Genomic DNA, 24,524 nt, shown 5'->3' on the forward strand with positions numbered 1-24,524 from the left:
AGGTAAGGTTAACGGGGTGAACGGTGTGGATTAAAGACGGGATAGCGATAACTAATAACCAAATCGACTAACCTGTTTTAGCAATAGTCTTTAACAACAAAACAGATTAACCAACCCAATGAAAAACAAATGAATTTAGCCAATCATTAAGATAAATCAGCGATTTTGCGCAACAAAGTCGTTTTAGATAATGCGAAAAAACAGCCTTTCCGGTACTCTACGGCGGTTTTATCGTCATGTAGAGAAATTATGATGTCCACCACGTTATTTAAAGATTTCACCTTCGAAGCCGCTCACCGCTTACCACACGTCCCGGAAGGACATAAATGTGGTCGCCTGCACGGGCATTCCTTTATGGTGCGACTGGAAATTACCGGGGAAGTCGATCCGCATACGGGCTGGATTATCGATTTCGCTGAACTGAAAGCAGCGTTTAAGCCAACTTATGAGCGCCTCGATCACCATTATCTCAATGATATTCCAGGTCTGGAAAACCCAACCAGCGAAGTTTTAGCAAAATGGATTTGGGATCAGGTTAAACCCGTTGTGCCGCTGTTAAGTGCGGTGATGGTAAAAGAAACCTGCACCGCAGGTTGTATCTATCGCGGCGAATGATAAGAGTGTGTCGGCGGTCAATTTCCCTTAAGTAACGCTATGTTAGGGTGTTGCGCTCTGGATATCTGGGGCATGACATGGAAGACGACTGCGACATTATTATTATTGGTGCGGGTATAGCAGGCACCGCTTGTGCTTTACGCTGCGCGCGGGCAGGTTTATCCGTTCTGTTACTGGAACGCGCTGAAATTCCCGGCAGTAAAAACCTTTCCGGCGGGCGTTTATACACCCATGCGCTCGCGGAACTCCTCCCTCAGTTTCACCTGACCGCGCCTCTTGAACGACGCATCACTCACGAAAGTCTTTCTCTGCTAACGCCGGATGGCGCAACGACGTTTTCCAGCTTACAGCCCGGCGGTGAATCCTGGAGCGTATTACGTGCACGGTTCGATCCGTGGCTGGTTGCCGAAGCCGAAAAAGAAGGTGTCGAATGCATCCCTGGTGCGACGGTGGATGCACTGTATGAAGAAAACGGCAGAGTTTGCGGCGTTATTTGTGGTGACGATATTCTCCGCGCCCGTTATGTGGTGCTGGCAGAAGGTGCCAACAGCGTCCTGGCTGAGCGTCACGGGTTAGTGACTCGTCCTGCTGGCGAAGTGATGGCGTTGGGGATCAAAGAAGTTCTTTCACTGGAAACATCCGCTATTGAAGAACGTTTTCATCTGGAGAATAACGAAGGCGCAGCGTTGCTGTTCAGCGGCGGAATCTGTGATGACTTACCCGGCGGCGCATTTCTTTATACTAATCAACAAACGCTCTCGTTAGGGATTGTTTGCCCGCTCTCTTCACTTACGCAAAGTCGTGTTCCGGCAAGCGAGCTGCTGGCTCGCTTTAAAACGCATCCGGCAGTGCGCCCGCTTATCAAAAACACGGAATCACTGGAGTATGGTGCGCATCTGGTGCCAGAAGGTGGCTTGCACAGTATGCCGGTGCAATATGGCGGTAACGGCTGGCTGCTGGTGGGCGATACGTTACGCAGTTGCGTCAATACCGGAATTTCCGTGCGCGGCATGGATATGGCGCTGACTGGCGCGCAGGCGGCGGCACAAACGCTGATAAGCGCCTGCCAGCACCGCGAGCTGCAAAATCTGTTTCCGCTTTATCATTACAACGTAGAGCGCAGCCTGTTGTGGGATGTTCTACAGCGTTATCAGCATGTTCCGGCGCTTTTGCAACGCCCTGGCTGGTATCGGGCGTGGCCTGCGTTAATGCAGGATATTTCCCGTGATTTATGGGATCAAGGTGATAAACCTGTTCCGCCGCTGCGCCAGTTGCTCTGGCGTCATTTACGTCGTCATGGCCTGTGGCATCTGGCGGGCGATGTTGTCAGGAGTATTCGATGTCTGTAGCCCGTAATCTCTGGCGCGCTGCTGATGCGCCACATATTGTTCCGGCAGACTCCGTTGAGCGCCAGACGGCAGAACGGTTGATTAACGCTTGTCCGGCTGGTCTTTTTTCGCTCACGCCGGAAGGCGACTTACGCGTTGATTATCGCGGCTGCCTGGAGTGTGGCACCTGCCGTTTACTGTGTGATGAAAAAACCCTACAACAGTGGCGCTATCCGCCTTCCGGATTCGGCATCACCTACCGCTTTGGATAAATAATAAGGATAATTTATGCCCCTCTTACACCTGCTCCGCCAGAATCCGGTGATTGCTGCCGTTAAAGACAATGCCAGCCTGCAACTGGCAATCGACTCTGAATGCCGGTTTATTTCCGTGTTGTACGGCAATATTTGCACCATCAGTCATATCGTCAAAAAGATTAAGAACGCCGGAAAATATGCTTTTATTCATGTCGATTTGCTGGAAGGCGCGTCAAATAAAGAAGTAGTAATTCAGTTTCTGAAACTGGTGACCGAGGCGGACGGCATTATCAGTACCAAAGCGTCAATGCTAAAAGCGGCGAGAGCGGAAGGCTTTTTCTGTATTCATCGCTTGTTTATTGTTGATTCGATTTCATTTCACAACATTGATAAACAGGTTGCGCAATCGAACCCGGATTGTATTGAAATTCTGCCAGGCTGTATGCCTAAAGTACTGGGCTGGGTAACGGAGAAAATCCACCAGCCGCTGGTTGCTGGCGGGCTGGTGTGCGATGAAGAAGATGCGCGTAATGCGATTAACGCCGGTGTAGTGGCGCTTTCTACCACGAATACCGGGGTCTGGACGTTAGCGAAAAAATTGCTTTGACGAGATAATCGTAACGAATTGAATTTGTGTGATTTGTAGGCTGCACGCCACATCCGACATTCAGCGCCTGATACGACGCTTGACGCGTCTTATCAGGCTTACAAGTCCCCAGCCCAGAACCGTAGGCAGGATCATCCGGCAGCACGTTATTGGCAATCTGCGTGAATGGTTGTCACCAGTGCCTCCAGCACCGCTTTCCAGTCATCAACCACGCCAACATCTGCCTGTGAAAATACCGCCGCGCTGGCGTCATGATTAATCGCCACCACAAACTTGCTATTGCGGACGCCCGCCATTAACGCTGCTGCGCCGGAAGCGCCAACAACAATACACACCTCAGGTGCCAGCAGATGTCCGGAAATACCAATCACTTTTTCGGCATCAACGCCACCGTTCATTACTCGCGCCCGACTGTAGCCCACTTCGGCTCCCAGCTTTTCTGCCAGCATAGCGATTTCCTGGTTATCTGCCTCTCCGCCCTGCCCCACCACCAGCACCCGTCTGGCCTCAGCTAATGGGTCACGGGTAACATTTTTCAGATCCTCTGTGCTAACCAGCCAGTCGGGAAGCGCGCCGGGGACAATGTTCAGTTGCTGCATACCAGAGGGCAACGTGGCATTTTTCACTGCTCCCGCCTGGCGGGCAAGGGAAAGGCATAGCGGGCGTTTTTCTGTTTGCAGCGTCGCCGTTAGCGCATTTCCCCAGTGGGATTTGCGTACGCTTCCGGTTGGAATATTTAATGAAGTCACCTGGCATATACTGGCACCATGTAAACGCCAGGACAGGCGGGTAGCCAGTTCATCGCCAAACGTTCCCGGCGGAAAGAGAACAACGTCCGCAGGCGTTCGCTGCCACTGTTCTACCAGCGCATCCAGCACCTGTTCCGCGACCATCGGCTGCGGCTCGATTTGCCAGTGCGTTAATGTGCTGCCGCTGAAATCCTGCTCCGCCAGCCAGCTCGCTATTGCGGCATGGTCCTGATTTATTGTCACAATTGCGATATTCATGGCTGCATCCTCTGGCACAAATAATCCCGCCACAGTTTTTGCGCTTTTTCTGCTACCGTTGGCCCATCAAGAAGCGTTGCACCGCGTCGTTGCTCTGGCCTTTCCAGTTGCCGGCACTGCATCGCTGGCGATTCAGCAGTAACAGTTTTGCGGATAATTTCAGCTTTCCCCGCAGCCATTCGCTGGCGCATTCCCGGTACTGGCAAGGCCACCTCGCCACACTGGCGCACGGCAATCACCGCAGGCAAGCGAACCCGACAACAGCGTAATCCATGTTCAGTACGCTGTTCGAGCGAGATAAACGGTGCGTCGAGAGTAAAACGCTCCACCTGGGTAAAGCAGGGCCAGGTCAGCATTTCCGCCAGCAAAAATGGCGTTTGCCCGTTCTGCCCTTCGCTGCTCTGGCAGCCAGTAATGATCAGATCCAGCGGATTCTGGCGCTGCCATTCGGCAATATGGCGAGCGACAAATTCCGGCGCAAAGCGCATATCTGCCGCCGTCTCCAGCAATACAGCTTCCTCAAACCCAAGAGCCATGAGATAGCGCAGCCAGTGCAACGCCCGTTCATCCCCCATGCTCAACGCGGTTAAAGACATCGACATACCGTTTTTTCTCTGCGCCAACAGCAGCGCGGCGGCAGCCTGTTCATCAGCACCGAGTAAACTTCGCAGAAGCGAAACATCCGGTCCGCTATTACCCTGAGCCGCTGCCTGCCACTCTTTTTCCGCCAGCATTCCGGCATCCGGTTCGGCTTTAAACGCTAACAGAATGTTCATTCGTACCTCCTACATTTCCCGCCGCCACCAGCGGGAGTGCTTTGGTTTCTGGTGCCCATAGCCAGGTCACAACAAAACCAACCAACAACACTGCCGCCAGGAGCAATAAGGTGACTTGCATTCCCCACTGCGCCAGCACCCACGGCAGCAGGCCAGTACTTACCGCCGCCCCCAACCGACTCATGGCAGTGGCAAAACCGACACCCAGCGAGCGAATGTCAGTAGGAAAACTTTCCGCAGGCAAAATGCCCACCAGATTACTGACTGCCGAAATGGTGGTGCTGAAGAGAACAAAAAGCAGCAGCGTTAATGAACTGCCAGAAGGCAAACAGGCCATCACTACCAGCGTTGCCGCCAGCAGCAAAAAACTTCCCAGCAAAAATTTGCGATGTGCCAGCAGGTGCGTCAGAAATAATCCCAGCAGCGCGCCCACAATTAACAACGCATTAAGCATCAGGCTGGCAGTCAGCGCATCTTCCAGTCCAATAGTCTGGGCGATAGTTGGCAGCCAGGTATAAATCACAAACCACGGGATCACGAGGCAGACAAAGAAGACACTGTTAAACGCCGTGCGCCGCCAGTAGCGCGAAGAGAACAAGGTTTTGATGTGTTTATGGGTCGCCGTTGCCACTTCATCGCCCAGTAAAACATGGGGACCAAAATAGCGATGCACGATAGCGTGAGCTTCTGCAAAACGCCCCTGGCGCAGTAGCCAGCGTGGCGATTCTGGCGTTCCCCAACGTAACAACGTAATCAACAGGGCAGGAAATGCCGCCGATGCAAGTAACCATCGCCAGGCTTCGGGGCTTTCGCTAATAAAGTGATGTCCGGCAAGACTTGCCAACACATAACCTACGGTCCACACCACGCTGAAAGCGCCCAGCAAAATACCGCGATGGCGGCGCGGAGAAAATTCAGCCAGCAAGGTGTGGCCTACTGAGTAATCGCCTCCCAGCCCAATGCCGATCAAAATGCGCAGTCCAATAAGATGCTCTGGCGTGGTGGCAAAAAATTGCAGGAACGAGGCGAGTGTAATCAGCATAAAGCTGAAGGTGAAGATTTTTTGCCGCCCGATATGGTCGGAGATCCAGCCCAAAACCAGGCTGCCGATAAACAGGCCAAGTAGCGCCGAGCCGCCGATCATTCCCGCCATAAACGGCGTCAGTTGCATGGCGGGTGTAAGCTGAATTATGGCGTAACCAATGACGCCGAGAACATAACCGTCGGTCAGGTGTGCGCCGAAAGTCAGCGCAGCAATTCGACAGTGAAAACGGTTAAGCGGTAAATCATCCATTCGCACCGGTGAAGTGTTCATCTTTACCCCTTCATTGTCCGGTAATAAGAACGGCTTCCCTGTTGAGAAGCCGAAAAGACAACGCCCCGTCATCGCGAAACGCTGCCTGACACATTATTTTTCAATCGGATAGATAGTACCCGTATTCATAATGCCGTTAGGATCGAACTGTTTTTTCAGCCCTTCCAGCAATGTCCACGCGCTGCCGTGTTCCAGTTTGCTCCAGTGAACACGATGTTTACCGATACCGTGATGGTGTACCATCGAACCGCCGAGGCGAATGGTTTCTTCGCAGATGATTTTGTTGAGCGGATTGTGGTATTTGTCGATTTCCTCTTCCGGCTTACAGTCAACGACGTTGTAGTCGTAGACGAAGTACATGTTGGTGCCGTTCTGATAGCTATGAGAGGAGTGACCGCCCAGCATGGTGATGTCGTCGGCGTGCGCGAACTCGGTACGAATACGGTTAATAACGCTTTCGTAGATTTCGTGTATACAACTCCAGCAGCCGGACACTTCGGTGGTAAAGCCCATGTTGCCGGTTTTGAGGATCTGCACACGTTCGGCAGCCACTTTATCCGGTCCCCAGTTCAGGTTGTTAAACCAGGTTTCGATCAGCTTACTGTCCACGCGCTGGCATTGCGGGTAACGTGCCACGATTTCTGCAATCCCTTCGCCCGTCGCCTTCGCAATGCGAGGGTTACCTTCAGCCATAAAGATCAGTACACATTTACCGTCGGCAAAATGGGTGAAGTGTTGCGTGCCATCTTCAGCATCATATAAACGAGCGATCGACGGACGATATCCTTCCACCATGATTTCACGTAGGATGTTGAAGCCGGTTTTCATGTTTTCCAGGATATAACCGTAGAAGAGGTTGTTTTCCGGGGTGAATTTAAAGATTTTCACAGTGACTTCAGTGATATAGCACAATGCGCCTTCGTTGCCGATGATGATGTGACGAATGTCCGGGCCCGCCGCGCGTCGTGGCACGTTTTTAATGCGTGTCACGGTGCCATCAGCCAGTACTGCTTCCAGGCCAACGACCATATCCTCGATTGCGCCGTAGAGTGTGGAGAACTGCCCGATACTACGGGTCGCCACCAGTCCCCCCATCTGCGCCAACGGTTTTGACTGCGGAGAATGCCCCGTGGTGTAACCTTTTTCACGCAACGCGTTTTCCAGCACTTCCAGCGGAACGCCACATTGCGCCGTCGCCTGCATATTCTCTATATCAATATTAATGATTTGATTCATTGCAGAGCCATCAAGCACTATCGAGTTTTCCACAACAGTTTCCAGTCCACCTTCGGTAGCGGAAGCACCGGTACGCGGCACACCGTTAATTTTGTGCGCATTCATAAAATTCAGCACACGGGATACTTGTTCTGTGGAACCGAGTTTTACGACCGCTGCCGGAATCGGCAAAGTATAAATGCCATGAATATCCGGAAATTTGCGAAAACGGTCAATACTGTTTTTCTTTAATACTGTTTCATCGGTAATTACGCGATCTGCACCAACAATTTCCTTTAGCTGGTCGACAATCGCTGCGCGAGATAAAGACATAGTAATTCCTTCCTGATAATAAAAATGGAATAATCATTAATAAGAGAAAACAGAAACCACCGTTATGGATTAGCGCACTAAATAACCGCCATCGACCACTAATAAATGCCCGTTAACATAATTTGAAGCCGGACTTGCGAGGAATACGGCTGCGCCCATTAAATCCTGAGTATCGCCCCAACGGTTTGCCGGAATATGATCAAGAACGCGCTGATTAGTTTCTGGATTACTGCGTGTCGCCAGGGTGATATCTGTTGCATAATAGCCAGGGGCAATACCATTTACCTGAATATTATATTGACCTAGTTCATCGCAATAAGCTTTGGTGAATCCGGCAAGAGCATGTTTAGTGGCAGAATAAGCAGGAGACCATTGACCACCTAAGTAGGAAAACAGTGAACAGATATTAATGATTTTACCGCTTTTCTGCGGGATCATAATTTTTGCCGCTTCGTAGCTTAACTCGAATGCGGCGGTCAGGTTCACGTCAATCATCGGGTCCCAGTCGGCACGACCGAAATCCAGCACCTTATTCAGCTTACATATACCGGCATTGTTAACCAGAATATCGACGGTGCCGAAACGTTCACAACAGGCGGCAATTATCTTCTGCGCCGCGCCTTCTGCGGTGATATCCACCTGCATGAAGCCCACCTCAACCCCCTGTTTTTCAATCATTTCCTTTGTTTCGCCATTATCTTTAACGAAACTAGGAATAAAGATATTTGCGCCTGCTTTTGCCAGTGCCATGGCAAATGCCTGGCCTAAACCGCTATTCCCACCAGTAACAATTGCGGTTTTACCTTTCAGGGAGAAAAAATCCATTGAGAACGCATTGAGAGATTCGATTGACATAGTTAGCTCCAATTTCCGTAAGGCAAAAAAAAAGAAAGGTAACTTCCCCCGCGAGAGGGAAGTTACCTTTCTCATTATCTCTGGTAACTGGAGATAATTTTTAGCATAAGGGCATAAGCGCTAATGTGATCGTAATCACAGTGTGATATTCGTATTATCAAATAATTTTAAAAAGCAGAAGCGTGACTACTCTCACACAACACCACTGCTTTCCATGTTATTTCTTATTGCAATTACTAGAGACCTGAGAAAAGTAATCCACCTGAAAGGGCGGCTTACTTTTCTCTTTTTTTTGTCTATTACAAATGGGAATACGATATGCAACACAACTCATATCGCCGTTGGATAACCCTCGCGATAATTAGTTTTAGTGGCGGCGTTAGTTTTGATCTGGCTTATTTACGTTATATTTATCAAATTCCCATGGCTAAATTTATGGGATTCAGCAATACCGAGATAGGTTTAATAATGAGTACCTTTGGTATTGCGGCTATTATTCTTTATGCCCCCAGCGGCGTTATTGCCGATAAATTTTCGCATCGCAAAATGATTACTTCCGCGATGATCATTACCGGATTGCTGGGTCTGTTAATGGCAACGTATCCACCGCTGTGGGTAATGCTCTGTATTCAGGTCGCCTTTGCGATAACGACGATTTTAATGCTGTGGTCGGTGTCGATTAAAGCCGCATCGTTGCTTGGCGATCATAGCGAGCAAGGGAAAATTATGGGCTGGATGGAAGGGCTGCGCGGCGTCGGTGTAATGTCGCTGGCGGTGTTTACCATGTGGGTCTTTTCTCGCTTTGCACCGGATGACAGCGCCAGCCTGAAAACGGTCATTATCATCTATAGTGTGGTTTACATCTTGTTGGGGATTCTGTGCTGGTTTTTTGTTAGCGATAACAACAACCTGCGCAATACCAACACCGAAGAAAAACAGTCATTCCAGCTTAGCGACATCCTTGCCGTTTTGCGTATCAGGACCACATGGTACTGCAGCATGGTGATTTTTGGCGTCTTCACCATCTACGCCATTCTGAGTTACTCCACCAACTATCTGACCGAAATGTACGGCATGTCGCTGGTGGCGGCGAGCTACATGGGGATTGTGATCAACAAAATCTTCCGCGCACTGTGCGGCCCACTTGGTGGCATTATCACCACCTACAGCAAAGTGAAATCCCCTACCCGCGTGATCCAAATCCTTTCCGTACTCGGCCTGCTGGCGTTAACTGCCCTGCTCATCACGAACTCTAACCCGCAATCGGTCGCGATGGGGGTTGGTCTGATTTTACTTCTGGGATTCACCTGTTACGCCTCACGCGGGCTGTACTGGGCCTGCCCCGGCGAAGCGAGAACACCGTCTTACATTATGGGCACCACGGTAGGTATTTGTTCGGTGATTGGATTCCTGCCGGATGTCTTCGTTTACCCAATTATCGGCTACTGGCAAGACACCCTGCCCGCGGCAGAAGCCTACCGCAATATGTGGCTGATGGGCATGGCGGCGCTTGGCATGGTGATCGTCTTTACCTTTTTGCTGTTCCAAAAAATTCGTACTGCTGATAGCGCCCCCGCAATGGCTAGCAGCAAGTAAGTCCAGAAAATTACAGGAGAAAAATCATGTCGAAAAAATACATCATAGGGATTGATGGCGGAAGTCAGAGCACAAAAGTGGTGATGTACGATCTGGAAGGTAATGTGGTATGCGAAGGCAAAGGCTTATTGCAGCCGATGCGCACGCCAGATGCCGATACCGCAGAACATCCTGACGACGATTTATGGGCATCATTATGTTTTGCCGGTCACGATTTGATGAGCCAGTTTGCCGGGAATAAAGAAGATATTGTCGGCATTGGTCTGGGATCTATCCGTTGCTGCCGTGCGTTATTGAAAGCCGATGGCACGCCAGCTGCGCCGTTGATTAGCTGGCAGGATGCACGCGTAACACGTCCCTACGAGCACACCAATCCTGATGTGGCATATGTCACCTCTTTTTCAGGTTATCTGACACACCGTTTAACCGGCGAGTTTAAAGACAATATCGCCAACTATTTTGGTCAGTGGCCGGTGGATTATAAGACCTGGGCATGGAGCGAAGATACCGCGGTAATGGAGAAGTTTAATATTCCCCGACAGATGCTTTTTGATGTGCAAATGCCGGGCACTGTTCTTGGGCATATCACACCACAAGCCGCGCTGGCGACACATTTCCCGGCTGGGCTGCCGGTTGTTTGTACCACCAGTGATAAACCGGTAGAAGCACTGGGAGCCGGGTTACTGGATGATGAAACTGCGGTAATTTCTCTTGGCACTTACATCGCGTTGATGATGAACGGCAAAGTACTGCCGAAAGATCCGGTAGCGTACTGGCCGATTATGTCTTCTATTCCGCAAACCTTGCTGTATGAAGGTTACGGTATCCGCAAAGGCATGTGGACAGTGAGCTGGCTGCGCGACATGTTAGGCGAGTCGTTAATTCAGGATGCCAAAGCACAGGATCTTTCACCGGAAGATTTGCTCAACAAAAAAGCGTCTTGTGTGCCGCCTGGCTGTAATGGTCTGATGACGGTGCTGGACTGGCTGACCAATCCGTGGGAACCGTACAAACGCGGGATTATGATCGGCTTTGATTCCAGCATGGATTACGCATGGATATATCGTTCAATACTGGAAAGCGTGGCGCTGACGCTGAAGAACAATTACGACAATATGTGTAATGAAATGAATCACTTTGCAAAGCATGTGATCATTACTGGCGGCGGTTCGAACAGCGATCTGTTTATGCAGATTTTTGCCGACGTGTTCAACCTTCCGGCACGCCGTAACGCCATTAATGGTTGTGCAAGTCTGGGGGCAGCGATTAATACGACGGTAGGTCTGGGGCTATACCCGGATTACGCAACGGCTGTCGACAAAATGGTTCGCGTGAAAGATATCTTTATGCCTGTTGAGAGCAACGCCAAACGCTACGACGCGATGAATAAAGGCATTTTCAAAGACCTAACCAAGCACACTGATGTGATCCTGAAAAAATCGTATGAAGTGATGCATGGTGAGCTGGGGAATGAAGATTCGATCCAGAGCTGGTCGAATGCGTAAGTGAGGAAGGCCGGGCGGGAAACTGCCCGGCCTGAACATACCTGAATGGTTATCCCCGCTGGCGCGGGGAACATAAGTTCGACAACTTAAAAAATGATAACAAGTCCGGTTTATCCCCGCTGATGCAGGGAACATAATAAAAACTTTAACTAGTTCGGTTTATCCCTGTTTTTACAAGGAATATTAACTACACTCGATGTCATTAGAATAAAAGACAATACGAATCGCACTTTATCAATTTTCACTTAAAGTATGAACTGGATATCTTTATTCATAAGAACTATTCATCAACAGCCTATAGAGGCGATTATGTAAAATCACTCATTAGCCTCAAAACAAAGACAAATTTCCAGATTTATTACTTAATCAATGAATAATAAGCTTAAAAAACAAACTATTATCCTAAAGAAAAAATTAACAAACATCAATTCAATATTAAAAAAATAATATATGATAATTTCTTAATGATTTAAGTATTATACAACTAACACTTTAATTAAATTTGATTTTTTGTATCGATAATTGTGAACTTCTCATATATGGAGAGCTATTTTGAACATGAGGTGTTACGTGGATATGTTGCTTAATACGAGTACTGCTAATATAAAAACTTGAGAAAGAGATAACGGGTTATATGGTGGTTTATTCCCGCTGGTGCGGGGAACTCTTGGCATAGGCGCTATAGCGGCGCTCTGTGTCCGGTTTATCCCCGCTAGCGCGGGGAACTCCGTAGTTCGTTCAATTCCGTGAGATCATCTTACGGTTTATCCCCGCTGGCGCGGGGAACTCACGTTGCTGGCAAAACCGGATGTGGGGCTGATCGGTTTATCCCCGCTGGCGCGGGGAACTCGATTGAATTAACCCCGGATGAGACATTATAGACGGTTTATCCCCGCTGGCGCGGGGAACTCCGGCGTGCCACAGTTCAGATGGCAAAAAACACCGGTTTATCCCCGCTGGCGCGGGGAACTCTGTCATCCAGTTAAACGCTGCGATATAGCTCTCGGTTTATCCCCGCTGGCGCGGGGAACTCCAGGCACTATTTGAACAATCCGCACTGGTGATCGGTTTATCCCCGCTGGCGCGGGGAACTCATTTAGTTACGTGTTGAGCGTACAAAATTACGCGGTTTATCCCCGCTGGCGCGGGGAACTCCTAATTAAACTGTTGATCAGCGATACTGACGGCGGTTTATCCCCGCTGGCGCGGGGAACTCGCCTATAAAAAAGTTAACGCCCGCATCGAGCAAGGTTTATCCCCGCTGACGTGGGGAACTCTCTAAACATAACCTATTATTAATTAATGATTTTTTAAGCCAGTCACAATCTACCAACTTTACAGGATCACACAAACAACACATCCATTATGTTAAAGAACACTTAATCCATTGATTAAAAAAGTAAATATTTAAAATAACTCTATACCCACTAAAATCTACCAAACTTTACCGCAATAATTTTCACTCCAACGAAAAATTAACGCCAGAGAATTTGTAGAGAATGATAATGATTAGTCCAGGATGGGCAAAATGGAGTTTTTTCAGAGGCGACAAAGAATATAAATGAGTGGAAGTCTTTACAGGTTCCACCCATTTATAACGCTTATAAATGTTTAATCAGGCAATATTTAAATATTTATGTGTTTGCATCGATAAACGCCAGTTACGCGCAATACAGGTTTCAATGCACAAACGTGTGGCATCGTCCTTCTGGCTAATTGGCTGCAGTGCAATGACTCGTGGTTTATCATCGGTCAGCGTTGCCAGTAGTTCATCCAGTGCTTCAATATCACGTACGCGTCCCACTGGATGCTTGATTTCGTTGGCTCGTTCCAGTGCCTGTGACAACACTTCATAGCCGCCGCGCATGTTCAGCTTTGGCGATACGGTAACCCAGGTATTCGGCGTGCAGCGTACTTCATGAGTACCGCTGGTTTCGATCTGGCAGCTAAAACCGTTCTTTTCGAGCAGGTCAGTCAGTGGCAGCAAATCATGAATGCAAGGCTCACCACCCGTAATCACCACATGCCGCGCGGTGTATCCCTGACGACCAATGACAGCCAGCAAATCTTCACTGCTCGCCGCCCCCCACTTATCACTCTCTTTGGTCTTCGCCAGAATGCTGAAAAGGGAGACTTCCCGATCCTCAAGCTTTTCCCAGGTGTGTTTGGTGTCGCACCAGGCACAGCCGACCGGGCATCCCTGTAAACGAATAAAAATGGCGGGGACGCCGGTAAAGTAACCCTCACCTTGCAGGGTCTGGAACATCTCGTTAATCGGGTACTGCATAGCATTCTCTGTGAAGTGGATAATTGTTAATTATTGCAGATCCTGCCACAACAATCATGTCTTATTAACATTCTGTTACAGGCAGGTTTAAGGCAAAAAGTGGATTAGATCATAAAGAATAAAATGAAGTGGCGTATTATGTTTTAAGGAATTAATTAAAAGGGATTTAACCATGCTCAGAACATTCATCGTAATTATATTTATTTTCAATTTATCAGGCTGTGGATATAACGATATTCAAACCTATGATGAGCAGGTTAACGCTTCCTGGTCTGAGGTATTAAATCAATATCAACGTCGCGCCGATCTTATTCCTAATCTTGTCGCCAGTATTAAAGGTTATTCCAGCCATGAACAAGAGGTACTGGAAGCCGTAACATTGGCACGTAGTCAGGCTAATCGCGCCAGTAGTGCTCTTCAGCAAACTCCGGGAGATGAACAAAAATTACAAACCTGGCAACAAGCTCAGGCGCAGGTGTCTCGCACTCTCGGTCAGTTAACGATAATTAGTGAACGTTACCCTGAGCTAAAGGCCCAGGAACTCTATCAAAATTTGATGGTACAGCTCGAAGGAAGTGAAAATCGAATTGCCGTTGCGCGAGGAAGATATATTAAAGCTATTGAACAATATAATGTCACTATCCGCAAATTCCCCGCAGTGTTAACCGCAAAGGTTATGGATTACACACCAAAGAAAAATTATTTGCCGGATGATGTCGCCGCTGTGAGTAAAGCCCCGACAATAGATTTTAGCCAGAATACTAATGCTCATTAAGCGAGGAAGTCCTGTGCGAAATTTTATCTTCCTTATGGCTTTCTTTTGTTCATCTGTGTTTGCCATACAAATTCCAGTACCTGAATCACCCAGGTATGTGAATGACTTAACCGGCAAATTGACGAACGATGAAGTAAATACGTTGACCAATCAGATTAAAGAGCTGACGCAAAAAAGCCACGCACAACTGGTCGTGTTAGTGGTTGAAACAACGGGCGATGAAACCATCGAGCAGTACGCTACGCGGGTATTCGATAGCTGGAAACCGGGTGATAAAGACCGCGATGATGGCGTTCTACTGTTAGTCGCCTGGCAGGATCATACCGTGCGTATTGAAGTCGGTTACGGACTGGAAGGCGTTATTACGGATGCGCAGTCCGGGAAAATTATTCGCAACAGTATTATTCCGGCATTTAAAAATGGCGACCTGGCTGGCGGCTTGCAAAAGGGAATAAGCGATATTGATAATCGTCTGACGGGGAATAATTTAGCAACGATAACACCGACCGATCACCCTTTGCCCTTTAACGGTTGGTGGGCTTTGTTAGTCTGGGCAATAGTACTGACCTTTATTTCCGCCAGAGGATATGTCAAAACGCTGGGACTAATTTGCTTCACAGCTATTGTACTGGCCTTTGTTTTACCTATAGCAGGTTTCAGCGGAAGCTGGGGAGTACTCGCAACATTACTCTGCTTCGCCACACCGTTCCTGGCTGTCGCCATCGCTTTTACCCCCTTCGGCAAAAAGGTTCGGGATTCGATGCGCAGTGCCAACCGACCGTCACATTACGAAAGAAGTAACTCGGCCTCCAGGCGTTCTTCATCATCGTCGTCATCTTCCTCTTCATCCTCTTTTGACAATGATAATTTCAGCGGCGGCGGCGGTTCATCTGGCGGCGGTGGCGCCTCCGGGCGCTGGTAACAAAAGGAATTGAAATGCGTATTTTTCTCTTACTTCTGATGCTATGTGGTTTCCAGGCATTCGCTGAACAATTGCCTTCAGTAACTGACTTAACCGGGACATTAACGACAGAAGAACAAACTGCTTTAACTCAACAATTACAGACTCTCGAGCAGCAAAACCACTTTCAGGTTGCCGTGTTGGTAACGCCGACCACTGGGGGTAAAGACATTAAACTTGCAGCCTCGCAAAGCTACGGGTTATATCACTGGAAACCTGTTGGAGAGAAGCGGTACGGCGAAGGTATCTTAATTCTCGTCGTTTGGCCGGAAGGGCTGGCGTCAATGAAGATTGGGCATGGACTGGAAGAGATGCTGCCACCGGAACAAGCTGCGCAAATTGTTCATTACCATATGCAACCGGAATTCAAAAAAAATAATCTCTTCTCCGGGTTAACGCAGGGAATTGAAGGCATTGCACAGTTTACCTATATAAAAGCGAATCTTAGCCCTTTGGATGCTTTAGCCAATCATCTGTTTGCTAATCCGCAACGCTCTCTGCCATGTCTTGCCTGGACACTGCTGATGATCGTTGCCATCGTTGTCCTCTGGCGATTTACCACCCATCCAGGGCCTGGCATATGGATGATATCGATGATTACCCCTATGGTCTGGTTTTTCTGCTTTCAGAACGATGTCATCATTCGACGGGTATCGGTCGTTTGTTTTAGTTTATTTTTCGCAGCAATCTGCTGGCAGCGTCTCGCGGTAGTTTTTAATATATGCCGCGCATTTCCTATGATGCTGGCCCCCCAAAATAAAAACGCTAAAGTGAAAAAACAAAAGAAGGCTCCGCAGGTTCGTGAATCAGGACGAAATTCATTGTTTGTCGTGCTGCTGATAATTGTTGTGGGATGGTGCCTGGTATTTGCCAGTAATAAAGATATTGCGTTCATCTCAACAATTATTGGGCTAATTGATCATTTTATCGGCCCAATAACCATTGCTGGCATCGTTCTGCTGATCATTGTGGCCAAATTTACTGGCAATCTTAAACTGGGATCAGGACATAAAATCAACAGGAAAATGGGGAATCGTAATGCTCATTCTCGCTCTTCGTCGAAAAACTCTTTCCGCGGTGGCGGCGGTTCTTCTGGCGGTGGCGGTTCATCCGGCCGTTGGTGATCGTTATGCGTATAATCCTTTTTCTACTCACTTTATGGTGCCTTCCTGTGCTTGCCCAGCAAATTGCTGTGCCGGAGCTGCGCCAACATGTGACCGATATTACTGGTACCTTAAGCACGTCTGAACAACAATCACTGACACAACAGCTGCAGGATATTACACAAAAAACACGGGCACAGGTTGCCGTATTAATAGTGCCATCCACCGGAGACGATACCATTGAACAATATGCAACACGCGTTTTTGATAGCTGGAAACTGGGAGATAAGCAGCGAAACGATGGCATTTTACTTCTGGTTGCCTGGGAAGATCATGCTGTTCGTATAGAAGTCGGCTATGGGCTGGAAGGGGTGGTTACCGACCTGCAAGCGGCAAAGATTATCCGTGATATATTAATCCCTGCTTTCAAAAGTGATGACCTGATGGGGGGGGTAACACTGGCAAGCGAAAATATCGGCGCACTTCTGATGAATGGTGAATTACCGGAAGGCAGGGGGAATTATTACAGTATCAATCCCCCTATCCCATTTTCGCTTGCTGTACTTATATTGCTGGCAGTGCTTTCATATTTTATTGTTTTTACCGATCCGTCGAATCTACCCTGGATAACTCTCACTGCCGCAATTTACGGGATGGTATTCCTCTATGTTGCCGAGCCAGGACCATGGACGAATTTAATCGTTGCCTGCGGTATGTTAACGCCTTTTGCGATCGTAGCGCTGCTTATCTTTTGGCTTATCGTTAATAAAAAGCTACGAGCCAAATACAAGACGCTCGGTAAAGAAAGAGCTTCAAGAAAAGGTTCTTCTTCATCCTCTTCCGGTGGCGGCTCAAGTGGCGGCGGATTTAGCGGAGGTGGCGGTTCTTCTGGCGGTGGCGGCGCGTCTGGCCGCTGGTAACTCAGCCATAAAAAATGCCAGCCCGAAGGCTGGCATTTTTAAATCAGATAAAGTCAGGCTTATGCCTGGCCTTTGATCTCTTTACGACCGTTGTACGGTGCTTTTTCGCCCAGAGCTTCTTCGATACGAATCAGCTGGTTGTATTTAGCAACACGGTCAGAACGGCTCATAGAACCCGTTTTGATCTGGCCTGCAGCAGTACCAACAGCCAGGTCAGCGATGGTAGCGTCTTCAGTTTCGCCAGAACGGTGAGAGATTACTGCAGTGTAGCCAGCGTCTTTCGCCATCTTAATAGCAGCCAGAGTTTCGGTCAGAGAACCGATCTGGTTGAATTTGATCAGGATGGAGTTAGCGATGCCTTTTTCGATACCTTCTTTCAGGATCTTGGTGTTGGTTACGAACAGGTCGTCACCAACCAGCTGGATTTTGTCGCCCAGAACTTTGGTCTGGTATGCGAAACCGTCCCAGTCAGATTCGTCCAGACCGTCTTCGATAGAAACGATCGGGTACTGTTTGGTCAGTTCTTCCAGGAAGTGAGTGAATTCTTCAGAGGTGAACGCTTTGTTGCCTTCGCCAGCCAGAACGTATTTACCGTCTTTGTAGAATTCAGAAGCTGCGCAGTCCATCGCCAGAGTGATGTCTTTGCCCAGTTCATAACCAGCAGCTTTAACAGCTTCAGCGATAACAGCCAGAGCTTCAGCGTTGGAACCCAGGTTCGGCGCATAGCCACCTTCGTCACCAACAGCAGTGTTCATGCCTTTCGCTTTCAGAACTTTTGCCAGGTGATGGAAAACTTCAGAACCCATGCGGATGGCTTCTTTCACAGTTTTCGCGCCAACCGGCTGAATCATGAATTCCTGGATATCAACGTTGTTGTCAGCGTGCTCACCACCGTTGATGATGTTCATCATCGGAACCGGCATGGAGTATTTGCCCGGAGTACCGTTCAGTTCAGCGATGTGCTCGTACAGCGGCATACCTTTAGCGGCAGCAGCAGCTTTGGCGTTAGCCAGAGATACAGCCAGGATTGCGTTCGCGCCGAATTTGGATTTGTTTTCGGTGCCGTCCAGGTCGATCATGATCTTGTCAATGCCAGCCTGATCTTTGGCATCTTTGCCAATCAGCGCCTGAGCGATCGGGCCATTCACCGCAGCAACAGCTTTGGTTACGCCTTTACCCAGGAAACGGGATTTGTCGCCATCGCGCAGTTCCAGAGCTTCACGGGAACCAGTAGAAGCACCTGACGGAGCAGCTGCCATACCGACGAAACCACCCTCCAGATGTACTTCGGCTTCAACAGTCGGGTTACCACGGGAGTCGATGATTTCACGACCGATGATTTTTACGATTTTGGACATTAGGTTTTCCTCAAGTCACTAGTTAAACTGAAACTCCAGACAAACAACGCGTACCCAGGGTACGCGTTGCCGTTCTAACTTTTTTCTTACTTCGCCTGACGTTTCTGGAACTCGCTGGCGGCTTTCACAAAGCCTGCAAACAGCGGGTGACCATCACGTGGAGTAGAAGTAAACTCCGGATGGAACTGGCAAGCCACGAACCACGGGTGATTCGGAACTTCGATGATCTCGACCAACTGATCATCCCCGGAACGGCCCGCAACGCGCAGACCTGCATCTTCAATCTGTTTCAACAGCATGTTGTTGACTTCGTAACGGTGACGATGACGCTCAACAATTGTCGGCGCATTGTACAGCTGGCGAACCAGGCTATCGTCAACCAACTGGCACTGCTGTGCGCCGAGACGCATGGTACCGCCGAGATCGCTCTTCTCGCTACGAACTTCAACGTTGCCGTTTTCATCGCGCCACTCGGTAATCAGCGCCACAACCGGGTACTTACAGTCTGGCACAAATTCCGTAGAGTTGGCGTTCTCCATGTTGGCAACATGGCGAGCGTAATCAATTAACGCCACCTGCATACCCAGGCAAATGCCCAGATAAGGAATATTGTTCTCACGCGCAAAACGCGCGGTCGTAATCATGCCTTCTACGCCACGATAGCCGAAACCGCCAGGTACGAGGATTGCGTCAAGACCTTTAAGGATTTCAACACCGCGCGTTTCAACATCTTGTGAATCGATCAGTTTGATGTTGACGCTGACACGATTCTTCAGCCCACCGTGTTTCAGTGCTTCGATCACGGATTTGTATGCATCCGGCAGTTCAATGTACTTACCGACCATACCGATGGTAACTTCACTTACCGGATTCGCTTCTTCGAAGATAACCTGTTCCCATTCGGACAGATTTGCTTCCGGGCAGTTTAAGCTGAATCGTTTACAAATATAATCGTCCAGCCCCTGCGATTTCAACAGGCCCGGAATTTTATAGATGGAATCGACGTCTTTCAGAGAAATAACCGCTTTTTCCGGAACATTACAGAACAATGCAATCTTCGCACGTTCGTTCGCCGGAACGGCGCGATCTGAACGACAAATCAGGATATCAGGCTGGATACCGATTGAAAGCAGCTCTTTTACAGAGTGCTGAGTCGGTTTGGTTTTGACTTCACCAGACGCTGCCATGTACGGCACCAGCGTCAGGTGCATAAACAGGGTGTGCTCACGGCCAATTTCAACAGCCATCTGGCGAATCGCTTCAAGGAACGGCAGGGATTCGATATCACCTACAGTACCGCCGATTTCTACCAGTACCACGTCATGACCTTCGCCGCCTTCCAGCACGCGCTCTTTGATAGCGTTAGTGATGTGCGGAATAACCTGTACGGTTGCGCCGAGGTAGTCGCCGTGGCGTTCTTTGCGCAGAACGTCAGAGTAGATACGACCCGTGGTGAAGTTGTTGCGGCGGCTCATTTTGGTACGAATGAAACGCTCGTAGTGCCCCAGGTCCAGGTCGGTTTCAGCGCCGTCTTCAGTAACGAACACTTCCCCGTGTTGGATTGGGCTCATAGTACCTGGATCGACGTTGATGTACGGATCCAGTTTCATGATGGTCACATTGAGGCCACGGGCTTCAAGAATGGCTGCGAGGGAGGCTGCGGCAATGCCTTTACCCAGAGAGGATACGACCCCGCCGGTCACAAAAATATAGTTCGTTGTCATGCTGAACCTGAGAAGTTAGGTTGAAAAGACGATGGAATAACCAGGACGGGAAAGCAGTATACCCGAACATGACCTGTGCCACAAACTTTCATTATCCCTCCTCTTCGCCAGCGCACTATTGAAATCAGGAGTGAGAAAATAGCCCCTTTGGGGTAAATGTTTTTGACGCAAATCAAGCGCTTGTCATTTAAAAAATGACACAAATCGCGCTTGACCACGTAATTCCCTTAGAGATCAATTTCCTGCCGTTTTACCTGTTGCCAGACTTCTTCCATTGTTTCGAGGTCAACACCTGTCATTTCCAGTCCACGCGCGGCAACAATACGCTCCACTTCGCGAAAACGGCGCTCGAATTTTTCATTGGCTTTTTGTAGTGCAATCTCTGCTTTTGTCCCTAAATGGCGGGCCATGTTGACCGTGGCAAACAGCAGGTCACCCATTTCCTCCTCCAGTTTAGCCTGGTCGACAACAGCCTGCCGCGCCTCGTACATCACCTCGTCGATCTCTTCGTAGACTTTATCGACTACCGGACCAAGCGTCGTCCAATCGAAGCCAACGTTGGCGCAACGTTTCTGGATTTTTTGCGCACGCATTAAAGCCGGTAAACTACGAGGAATATCGTCTAGCGCCGAATGCTGCGCTTTCTGCGCGCGCTCTTCGGTTTTGATTTGCTCCCAACGGGCAAGCACTTCATTACTGTTTTCGGCAGAACTGCCTGCAAAAACATGTGGATGGCGACGTTCTAGCTTATCGCTAATCGCGGCGCAGATATCATTAAAATCAAAGCGCCCTTCTTCCTGAGCCATTTGCGCGTAAAACACCACCTGAAACAATAGATCGCCGAGCTCACCGCGCAGATCGTCAAAATCTTCACGGGCGATGGCGTCCAGCACTTCGTAGGTTTCTTCAAGGGTGTAAGGTGCAATGGTGGCAAATGTCTGCTCTTTATCCCACGGGCAGCCGTTTTCCGGGTCGCGCAGGCGCTGCATAATAGTGAGCAAACGGTCGATTTGATTCATTGAATTGTCCTGAAAATTGCGGGTCTGTCAGGTGGAAACCTGTGACCAGAATAGAAGTGAGTTAGTAACACTACCCAATCAGTACGTTAATTTTGGCTTTAATGAGTTGTAATTCCTCTGGGGCAACCGTTCCTTTCTTCGTTGCTCCTCTTGCCCGCCAGGCGATACTTTTTACCTGATCAGCTAACGCTACACCATCACGTTCCTGACCGGATAAAACAACTTCGAACGGATATCCTTTTGATTGCGTTGTACAAGGAACACACAGACACATACCTGTTTTGTTGTTGTACATGAACGGACTCAGGACAACAGCCGGACGATGTCCGGCTTGCTCGCTACCTTTTGTCGGGTCAAAATCAACCCAAATCAGATCGCCCGTATCGGGTACGTATCGGCTTACCATTACCAGACTTCCTTATCTTTCGGCTCCCCCCAGTCGATATTCTCGTGGAGGTTTTCCGGCGTGATGTCGTTGACCAGTTCAGCAAGCGTAAATACGGGCTCTTTACGCACTGGCTCAATAATTAATTTGCCATCCACTAGGTCAATCTTCACTTCATCATCAATATTCAGATTGAGCGCCTGCATTAACGTAGCCGGGATCCGCACCGCCGGTGAATTTCCCCAACGCTTTACGCTACTGTGGATCATAACCCTTTCCTCAAACCGCTATCATATGTAGATACAGTATATATCAATCTACATTGTAGATACGAGCTAATTTCGGCCTAACTCCCGTGCAACCGACGCGCGTCGATAACATCCGGCACCTGGTTGAGTTTACCCAGCACGCGGCCCAGCACTTGCAGGTTGTAAATCTCAATAGTCATGTCGATGGTTGCCAGTTGCTGTTTGGTGTCGCTACGGCTGGCAACGCCAAGCACGTTCACTTTCTCGTTGGCGAGAATGGTCGTGATATCACGTAACAACCCACTACGATCATTAGCCACCACGCGGACCACCAGCGAATATCCGGCGGAGTAGCTCTCACCCCATACCGCGTCAACAATGCGTTCTGGCGCATGGGAGCGCAGTTCCGCCAGTTGTTCGCAATCGGCGCGGTGTACTGAAATACCGCGCCCCTGGGTAATGAAGCCGACAATCTCATCTCCAGGAATCGGCTGGCAGCAGCGCGCGATGTGGTGCATCAGGTTGCCGACACCTTCAACCACCACCCGACCGTTATCTTTACTGCGGTTTTGTGGCGTATAGCTTTTTTGCTGAAGTTGCTTCAGCGCGGCGGCATCCTGCTCTTCGGCACTCGGTTTATTAAATTGTGATTGCAGGAAGTTCACCATCTGATTGAGACGGATATCCCCGCCACCAATCGCTGCCAACAACTCGTCGACATCATTGAAGTTGTAACGCGGCAGCAGATGTTTTTCTGCTTCTTTCAGGCTGATCCCCAGATGTTCCAGCTCGTCGTCAAGGATTTGCCGCCCTGCCAGAATGTTTTTGTCACGGTCCTGTTTACGGAACCAGGCGTGAATTTTCGAACGCCCACGGCTGGTTGTGACGTAACCGAGGTTTGGGTTTAACCAGTCACGGCTGGGGTTCGGCTGTTTCTGGGTGATAATTTCAATCTGGTCGCCCATCTGCAACTGGTAGGTGAACGGCACAATGCGCCCGCCTATTTTTGCCCCGATGCAGCGGTGTCCGACATCACTGTGGATGTGGTAAGCGAAGTCCAGCGGCGTTGATCCCGCAGGCAAATCAACGACATCACCTTTCGGCGTAAAGACATACACCCGGTCGTCAAAGACCTGGCTGCGTACTTCGTCGAGCATTTCGCCGGAATCAGCCATCTCTTCCTGCCACGCAATCAGTTTACGCAGCCAGGCAATTCGGTCTTCATGTCCCGAACGTGCGCCGCCAGCAGCCGCGCCCTCTTTATATTTCCAGTGCGCAGCAACACCCAACTCTGCATCTTCATGCATCTGTTTGGTGCGGATTTGGATCTCAACGGTTTTGCCACCCGGCCCCAGAACCACGGTATGAATAGACTGATAACCGTTTGGTTTCGGGTTAGCAACGTAATCATCAAACTCATCCGGCAGGTGGCGATAGTGAGTGTGCACTATCCCCAGTGCGGCATAACAATCCTGTAAACGCTCGGCGACAATACGTACCGCACGCACATCAAACAGCTCATCGAAGGCGAGGTTCTTTTTCTGCATTTTGCGCCAGATACTGTAGATGTGTTTCGGACGACCATACACTTCAGCTTTAACGCCTTCAGCTTTCATCTCAGCGCGCAGATGACCGACAAACTCTTCGATATAGTGTTCGCGGTCGAGACGGCGTTCATGCAGCAGTTTTGCGATGCGTTTGTATTCGGTCGGGTGGAGATAACGGAAGCAGTAATCTTCCAGCTCCCATTTCAGTTGTCCAATCCCAAGACGGTTCGCCAACGGCGCGTAGATATTGGTGCACTCTTTTGCCGCCAGTACGCGTTCATCTTCCGGCGCGTCTTTTACTTCGCGCAGATGAGCAATACGCTCTGCCAGTTTGATGACCACGCAGCGGAAATCATCGACCATCGCCAATAACATCCGGCGAACGTTATCGACCTGTTCGGAGGAAACAGAATCGGTATGCGTCGCTTTCAGCTGGCGGATCGCCGCCATATCACGCACGCCGTGAATAAGGTTAACGACCGACTTACCGACGCTCTCACGCAGCACATCTTCGCTAACTACGTTGGCATCCGCCAGAGGGAACAGCAGCGCCGCCCGCAGCGTGTCAATGTCCATACTTAATGTCGAGAGGATCTCCACCATCTCAACACCACGCCACAATAACAGACTGGCATCCGGATGCCCCTGCGTCTGTTGCAGACAATACGCCCAGGTTTCGGCTAAGCACTCACACGACTTCTGGCTGGTAATACCCAGACTTGCGATCCATTTTTCCGGATCAAATTCACCAGCCTTATTGATATGTGCACTTCTTACCGCAACCATCG

At 49.3% G+C, this 24,524-nt stretch carries 21 protein-coding genes, 1 pseudogene and 1 CRISPR repeat array; of the genes and pseudogenes, 10 read left to right on the plus strand and 12 right to left on the minus strand.

The genetic code is table 11. From position 1 onward, the window contains the following. The first annotated feature begins 252 nt into the window (after window positions 1–252). The 4 genes from queD (at window position 253) to QUE34_RS16870 (ending at window position 2,807) form a co-directional block, all read left to right on the plus strand. Window positions 253–615 carry a 6-carboxytetrahydropterin synthase QueD gene (queD, locus tag QUE34_RS16855; RefSeq protein ID WP_000108294.1) on the plus strand — a complete coding sequence of 121 codons (363 nt, stop codon included), beginning with the start codon at window positions 253–255 and terminating at the stop codon, window positions 613–615. 77 nt (window positions 616–692) lie between these two features. Further along, window positions 693–1,964: an FAD-dependent oxidoreductase gene (locus QUE34_RS16860; RefSeq protein WP_032303673.1), complete on the plus strand. Its 1,272-nt coding sequence runs from the start codon at window positions 693–695 to the stop codon at window positions 1,962–1,964. Continuing rightward, the gene (locus tag QUE34_RS16865) at window positions 1,955–2,215 is read left to right on the plus strand and encodes a ferredoxin family protein (protein ID WP_000109507.1); all 261 of its coding nucleotides are present in this window, start codon (window positions 1,955–1,957) and stop codon (window positions 2,213–2,215) included. Before QUE34_RS16860 ends, QUE34_RS16865 begins: the two co-directional genes overlap by 10 nt. Before the next feature lie 16 nt (window positions 2,216–2,231). Continuing rightward, window positions 2,232–2,807, plus strand: a complete 576-nt coding sequence (locus QUE34_RS16870) for a glycerol-3-phosphate responsive antiterminator (protein WP_103253784.1) — start codon at window positions 2,232–2,234, stop codon at window positions 2,805–2,807. 146 nt (window positions 2,808–2,953) lie between these two features. Here the strand turns inward: QUE34_RS16870 and QUE34_RS16875 are convergent, their stop codons facing one another. From QUE34_RS16875 to QUE34_RS16895, 5 genes are all read right to left on the minus strand, one after another. After that, entirely contained in the window at window positions 2,954–3,814 is an 861-nt protein-coding gene (locus QUE34_RS16875) for an electron transfer flavoprotein subunit alpha/FixB family protein (protein ID WP_103253783.1), read from the minus strand. After that, on the minus strand, window positions 3,811–4,590 hold the full coding sequence (locus QUE34_RS16880; RefSeq protein WP_103253782.1) for an adenine nucleotide alpha hydrolase family protein: 780 nt from the start codon (window positions 4,588–4,590) through the stop codon (window positions 3,811–3,813). Before QUE34_RS16880 ends, QUE34_RS16875 begins: the two co-directional genes overlap by 4 nt. Continuing rightward, window positions 4,568–5,977: an MFS transporter gene (locus QUE34_RS16885; protein WP_162754262.1), complete on the minus strand. Its 1,410-nt coding sequence runs from the start codon at window positions 5,975–5,977 to the stop codon at window positions 4,568–4,570. Before QUE34_RS16885 ends, QUE34_RS16880 begins: the two co-directional genes overlap by 23 nt. Before the next feature lie 21 nt (window positions 5,978–5,998). Further along, entirely contained in the window at window positions 5,999–7,453 is a 1,455-nt protein-coding gene (locus QUE34_RS16890) for an FAD-binding oxidoreductase (protein WP_032303678.1), read from the minus strand. 69 nt (window positions 7,454–7,522) lie between these two features. After that, window positions 7,523–8,308, minus strand: coding sequence for an SDR family oxidoreductase (locus QUE34_RS16895; RefSeq protein ID WP_032303679.1), 786 nt, complete (start codon window positions 8,306–8,308; stop codon window positions 7,523–7,525). A 318-nt stretch (window positions 8,309–8,626) separates the two neighbouring features. On the opposite strand from QUE34_RS16895, the gene QUE34_RS16900 reads away from it, so the two are divergent. Both QUE34_RS16900 and QUE34_RS16905 read left to right on the plus strand, forming a co-directional pair. Then, the gene (locus QUE34_RS16900) at window positions 8,627–9,904 is read left to right on the plus strand and encodes an MFS transporter (protein ID WP_286338861.1); all 1,278 of its coding nucleotides are present in this window, start codon (window positions 8,627–8,629) and stop codon (window positions 9,902–9,904) included. 26 nt (window positions 9,905–9,930) lie between these two features. Further along, window positions 9,931–11,409: an FGGY-family carbohydrate kinase gene (locus QUE34_RS16905; RefSeq protein WP_032303681.1), complete on the plus strand. Its 1,479-nt coding sequence runs from the start codon at window positions 9,931–9,933 to the stop codon at window positions 11,407–11,409. A gap of 638 nt (window positions 11,410–12,047) precedes the next feature. Then, window positions 12,048–12,686: a CRISPR direct-repeat array (repeat unit 29 nt; unit sequence CGGTTTATCCCCGCTGGCGCGGGGAACTC). Between the two features lie 338 nt (window positions 12,687–13,024). Here QUE34_RS16905 and queE read toward each other — a convergent pair. After that, on the minus strand, window positions 13,025–13,696 hold the full coding sequence (queE, locus tag QUE34_RS16910) for a 7-carboxy-7-deazaguanine synthase QueE (RefSeq protein WP_001199973.1): 672 nt from the start codon (window positions 13,694–13,696) through the stop codon (window positions 13,025–13,027). Window positions 13,697–13,868: 172 nt separating this feature from the next. On the opposite strand from queE, the gene QUE34_RS16915 reads away from it, so the two are divergent. From QUE34_RS16915 to QUE34_RS16930, 4 genes and pseudogenes are all read left to right on the plus strand, one after another. After that, window positions 13,869–14,471, plus strand: coding sequence for a LemA family protein (locus QUE34_RS16915; RefSeq protein ID WP_103253780.1), 603 nt, complete (start codon window positions 13,869–13,871; stop codon window positions 14,469–14,471). 13 nt (window positions 14,472–14,484) lie between these two features. Continuing rightward, window positions 14,485–15,156: pseudogene (locus tag QUE34_RS16920) on the plus strand (TPM domain-containing protein); the annotation flags it as partial. A gap of 251 nt (window positions 15,157–15,407) precedes the next feature. Beyond that, window positions 15,408–16,556 (plus strand): TPM domain-containing protein, encoded by a 1,149-nt coding sequence (locus QUE34_RS16925; protein ID WP_032303685.1) that lies wholly within the window; start codon window positions 15,408–15,410, stop codon window positions 16,554–16,556. Then, a complete protein-coding gene (locus QUE34_RS16930; RefSeq protein WP_123059907.1) occupies window positions 16,553–17,455 on the plus strand; it encodes a TPM domain-containing protein in 903 nt (300 codons plus the stop codon). Before QUE34_RS16925 ends, QUE34_RS16930 begins: the two co-directional genes overlap by 4 nt. 59 nt (window positions 17,456–17,514) lie before the next feature. Here the strand turns inward: QUE34_RS16930 and eno are convergent, their stop codons facing one another. The 6 genes from eno to relA all read right to left on the minus strand — a co-directional run bounded on the left by eno (window position 17,515) and on the right by relA (window position 24,522). Beyond that, a complete protein-coding gene (gene eno, locus QUE34_RS16935) occupies window positions 17,515–18,813 on the minus strand; it encodes a phosphopyruvate hydratase (RefSeq protein ID WP_000036723.1) in 1,299 nt (432 codons plus the stop codon). An 86-nt stretch (window positions 18,814–18,899) separates the two neighbouring features. After that, complete coding sequence (pyrG, locus tag QUE34_RS16940) at window positions 18,900–20,537, minus strand: glutamine hydrolyzing CTP synthase (protein ID WP_286338862.1); 1,638 nt, start codon at window positions 20,535–20,537, stop codon at window positions 18,900–18,902. Window positions 20,538–20,764: 227 nt separating this feature from the next. Beyond that, window positions 20,765–21,556: a nucleoside triphosphate pyrophosphohydrolase gene (gene mazG / locus QUE34_RS16945; protein WP_032303686.1), complete on the minus strand. Its 792-nt coding sequence runs from the start codon at window positions 21,554–21,556 to the stop codon at window positions 20,765–20,767. A gap of 70 nt (window positions 21,557–21,626) precedes the next feature. Next, window positions 21,627–21,962: an endoribonuclease MazF gene (gene mazF / locus QUE34_RS16950; protein ID WP_000254750.1), complete on the minus strand. Its 336-nt coding sequence runs from the start codon at window positions 21,960–21,962 to the stop codon at window positions 21,627–21,629. Continuing rightward, window positions 21,962–22,210 (minus strand): type II toxin-antitoxin system antitoxin MazE, encoded by a 249-nt coding sequence (mazE, locus tag QUE34_RS16955; protein WP_000581937.1) that lies wholly within the window; start codon window positions 22,208–22,210, stop codon window positions 21,962–21,964. Before mazE ends, mazF begins: the two co-directional genes overlap by 1 nt. A gap of 77 nt (window positions 22,211–22,287) precedes the next feature. After that, on the minus strand, window positions 22,288–24,522 hold the full coding sequence (gene relA / locus QUE34_RS16960) for a GTP diphosphokinase (protein ID WP_000226815.1): 2,235 nt from the start codon (window positions 24,520–24,522) through the stop codon (window positions 22,288–22,290). Window positions 24,523–24,524 lie beyond the last annotated feature (2 nt).

It is taken from the genome of Escherichia sp. KS167_9B, from assembly GCF_030295215.1.
Classification (GTDB): Bacteria; Pseudomonadota; Gammaproteobacteria; order Enterobacterales; family Enterobacteriaceae; genus Escherichia; species Escherichia coli_F.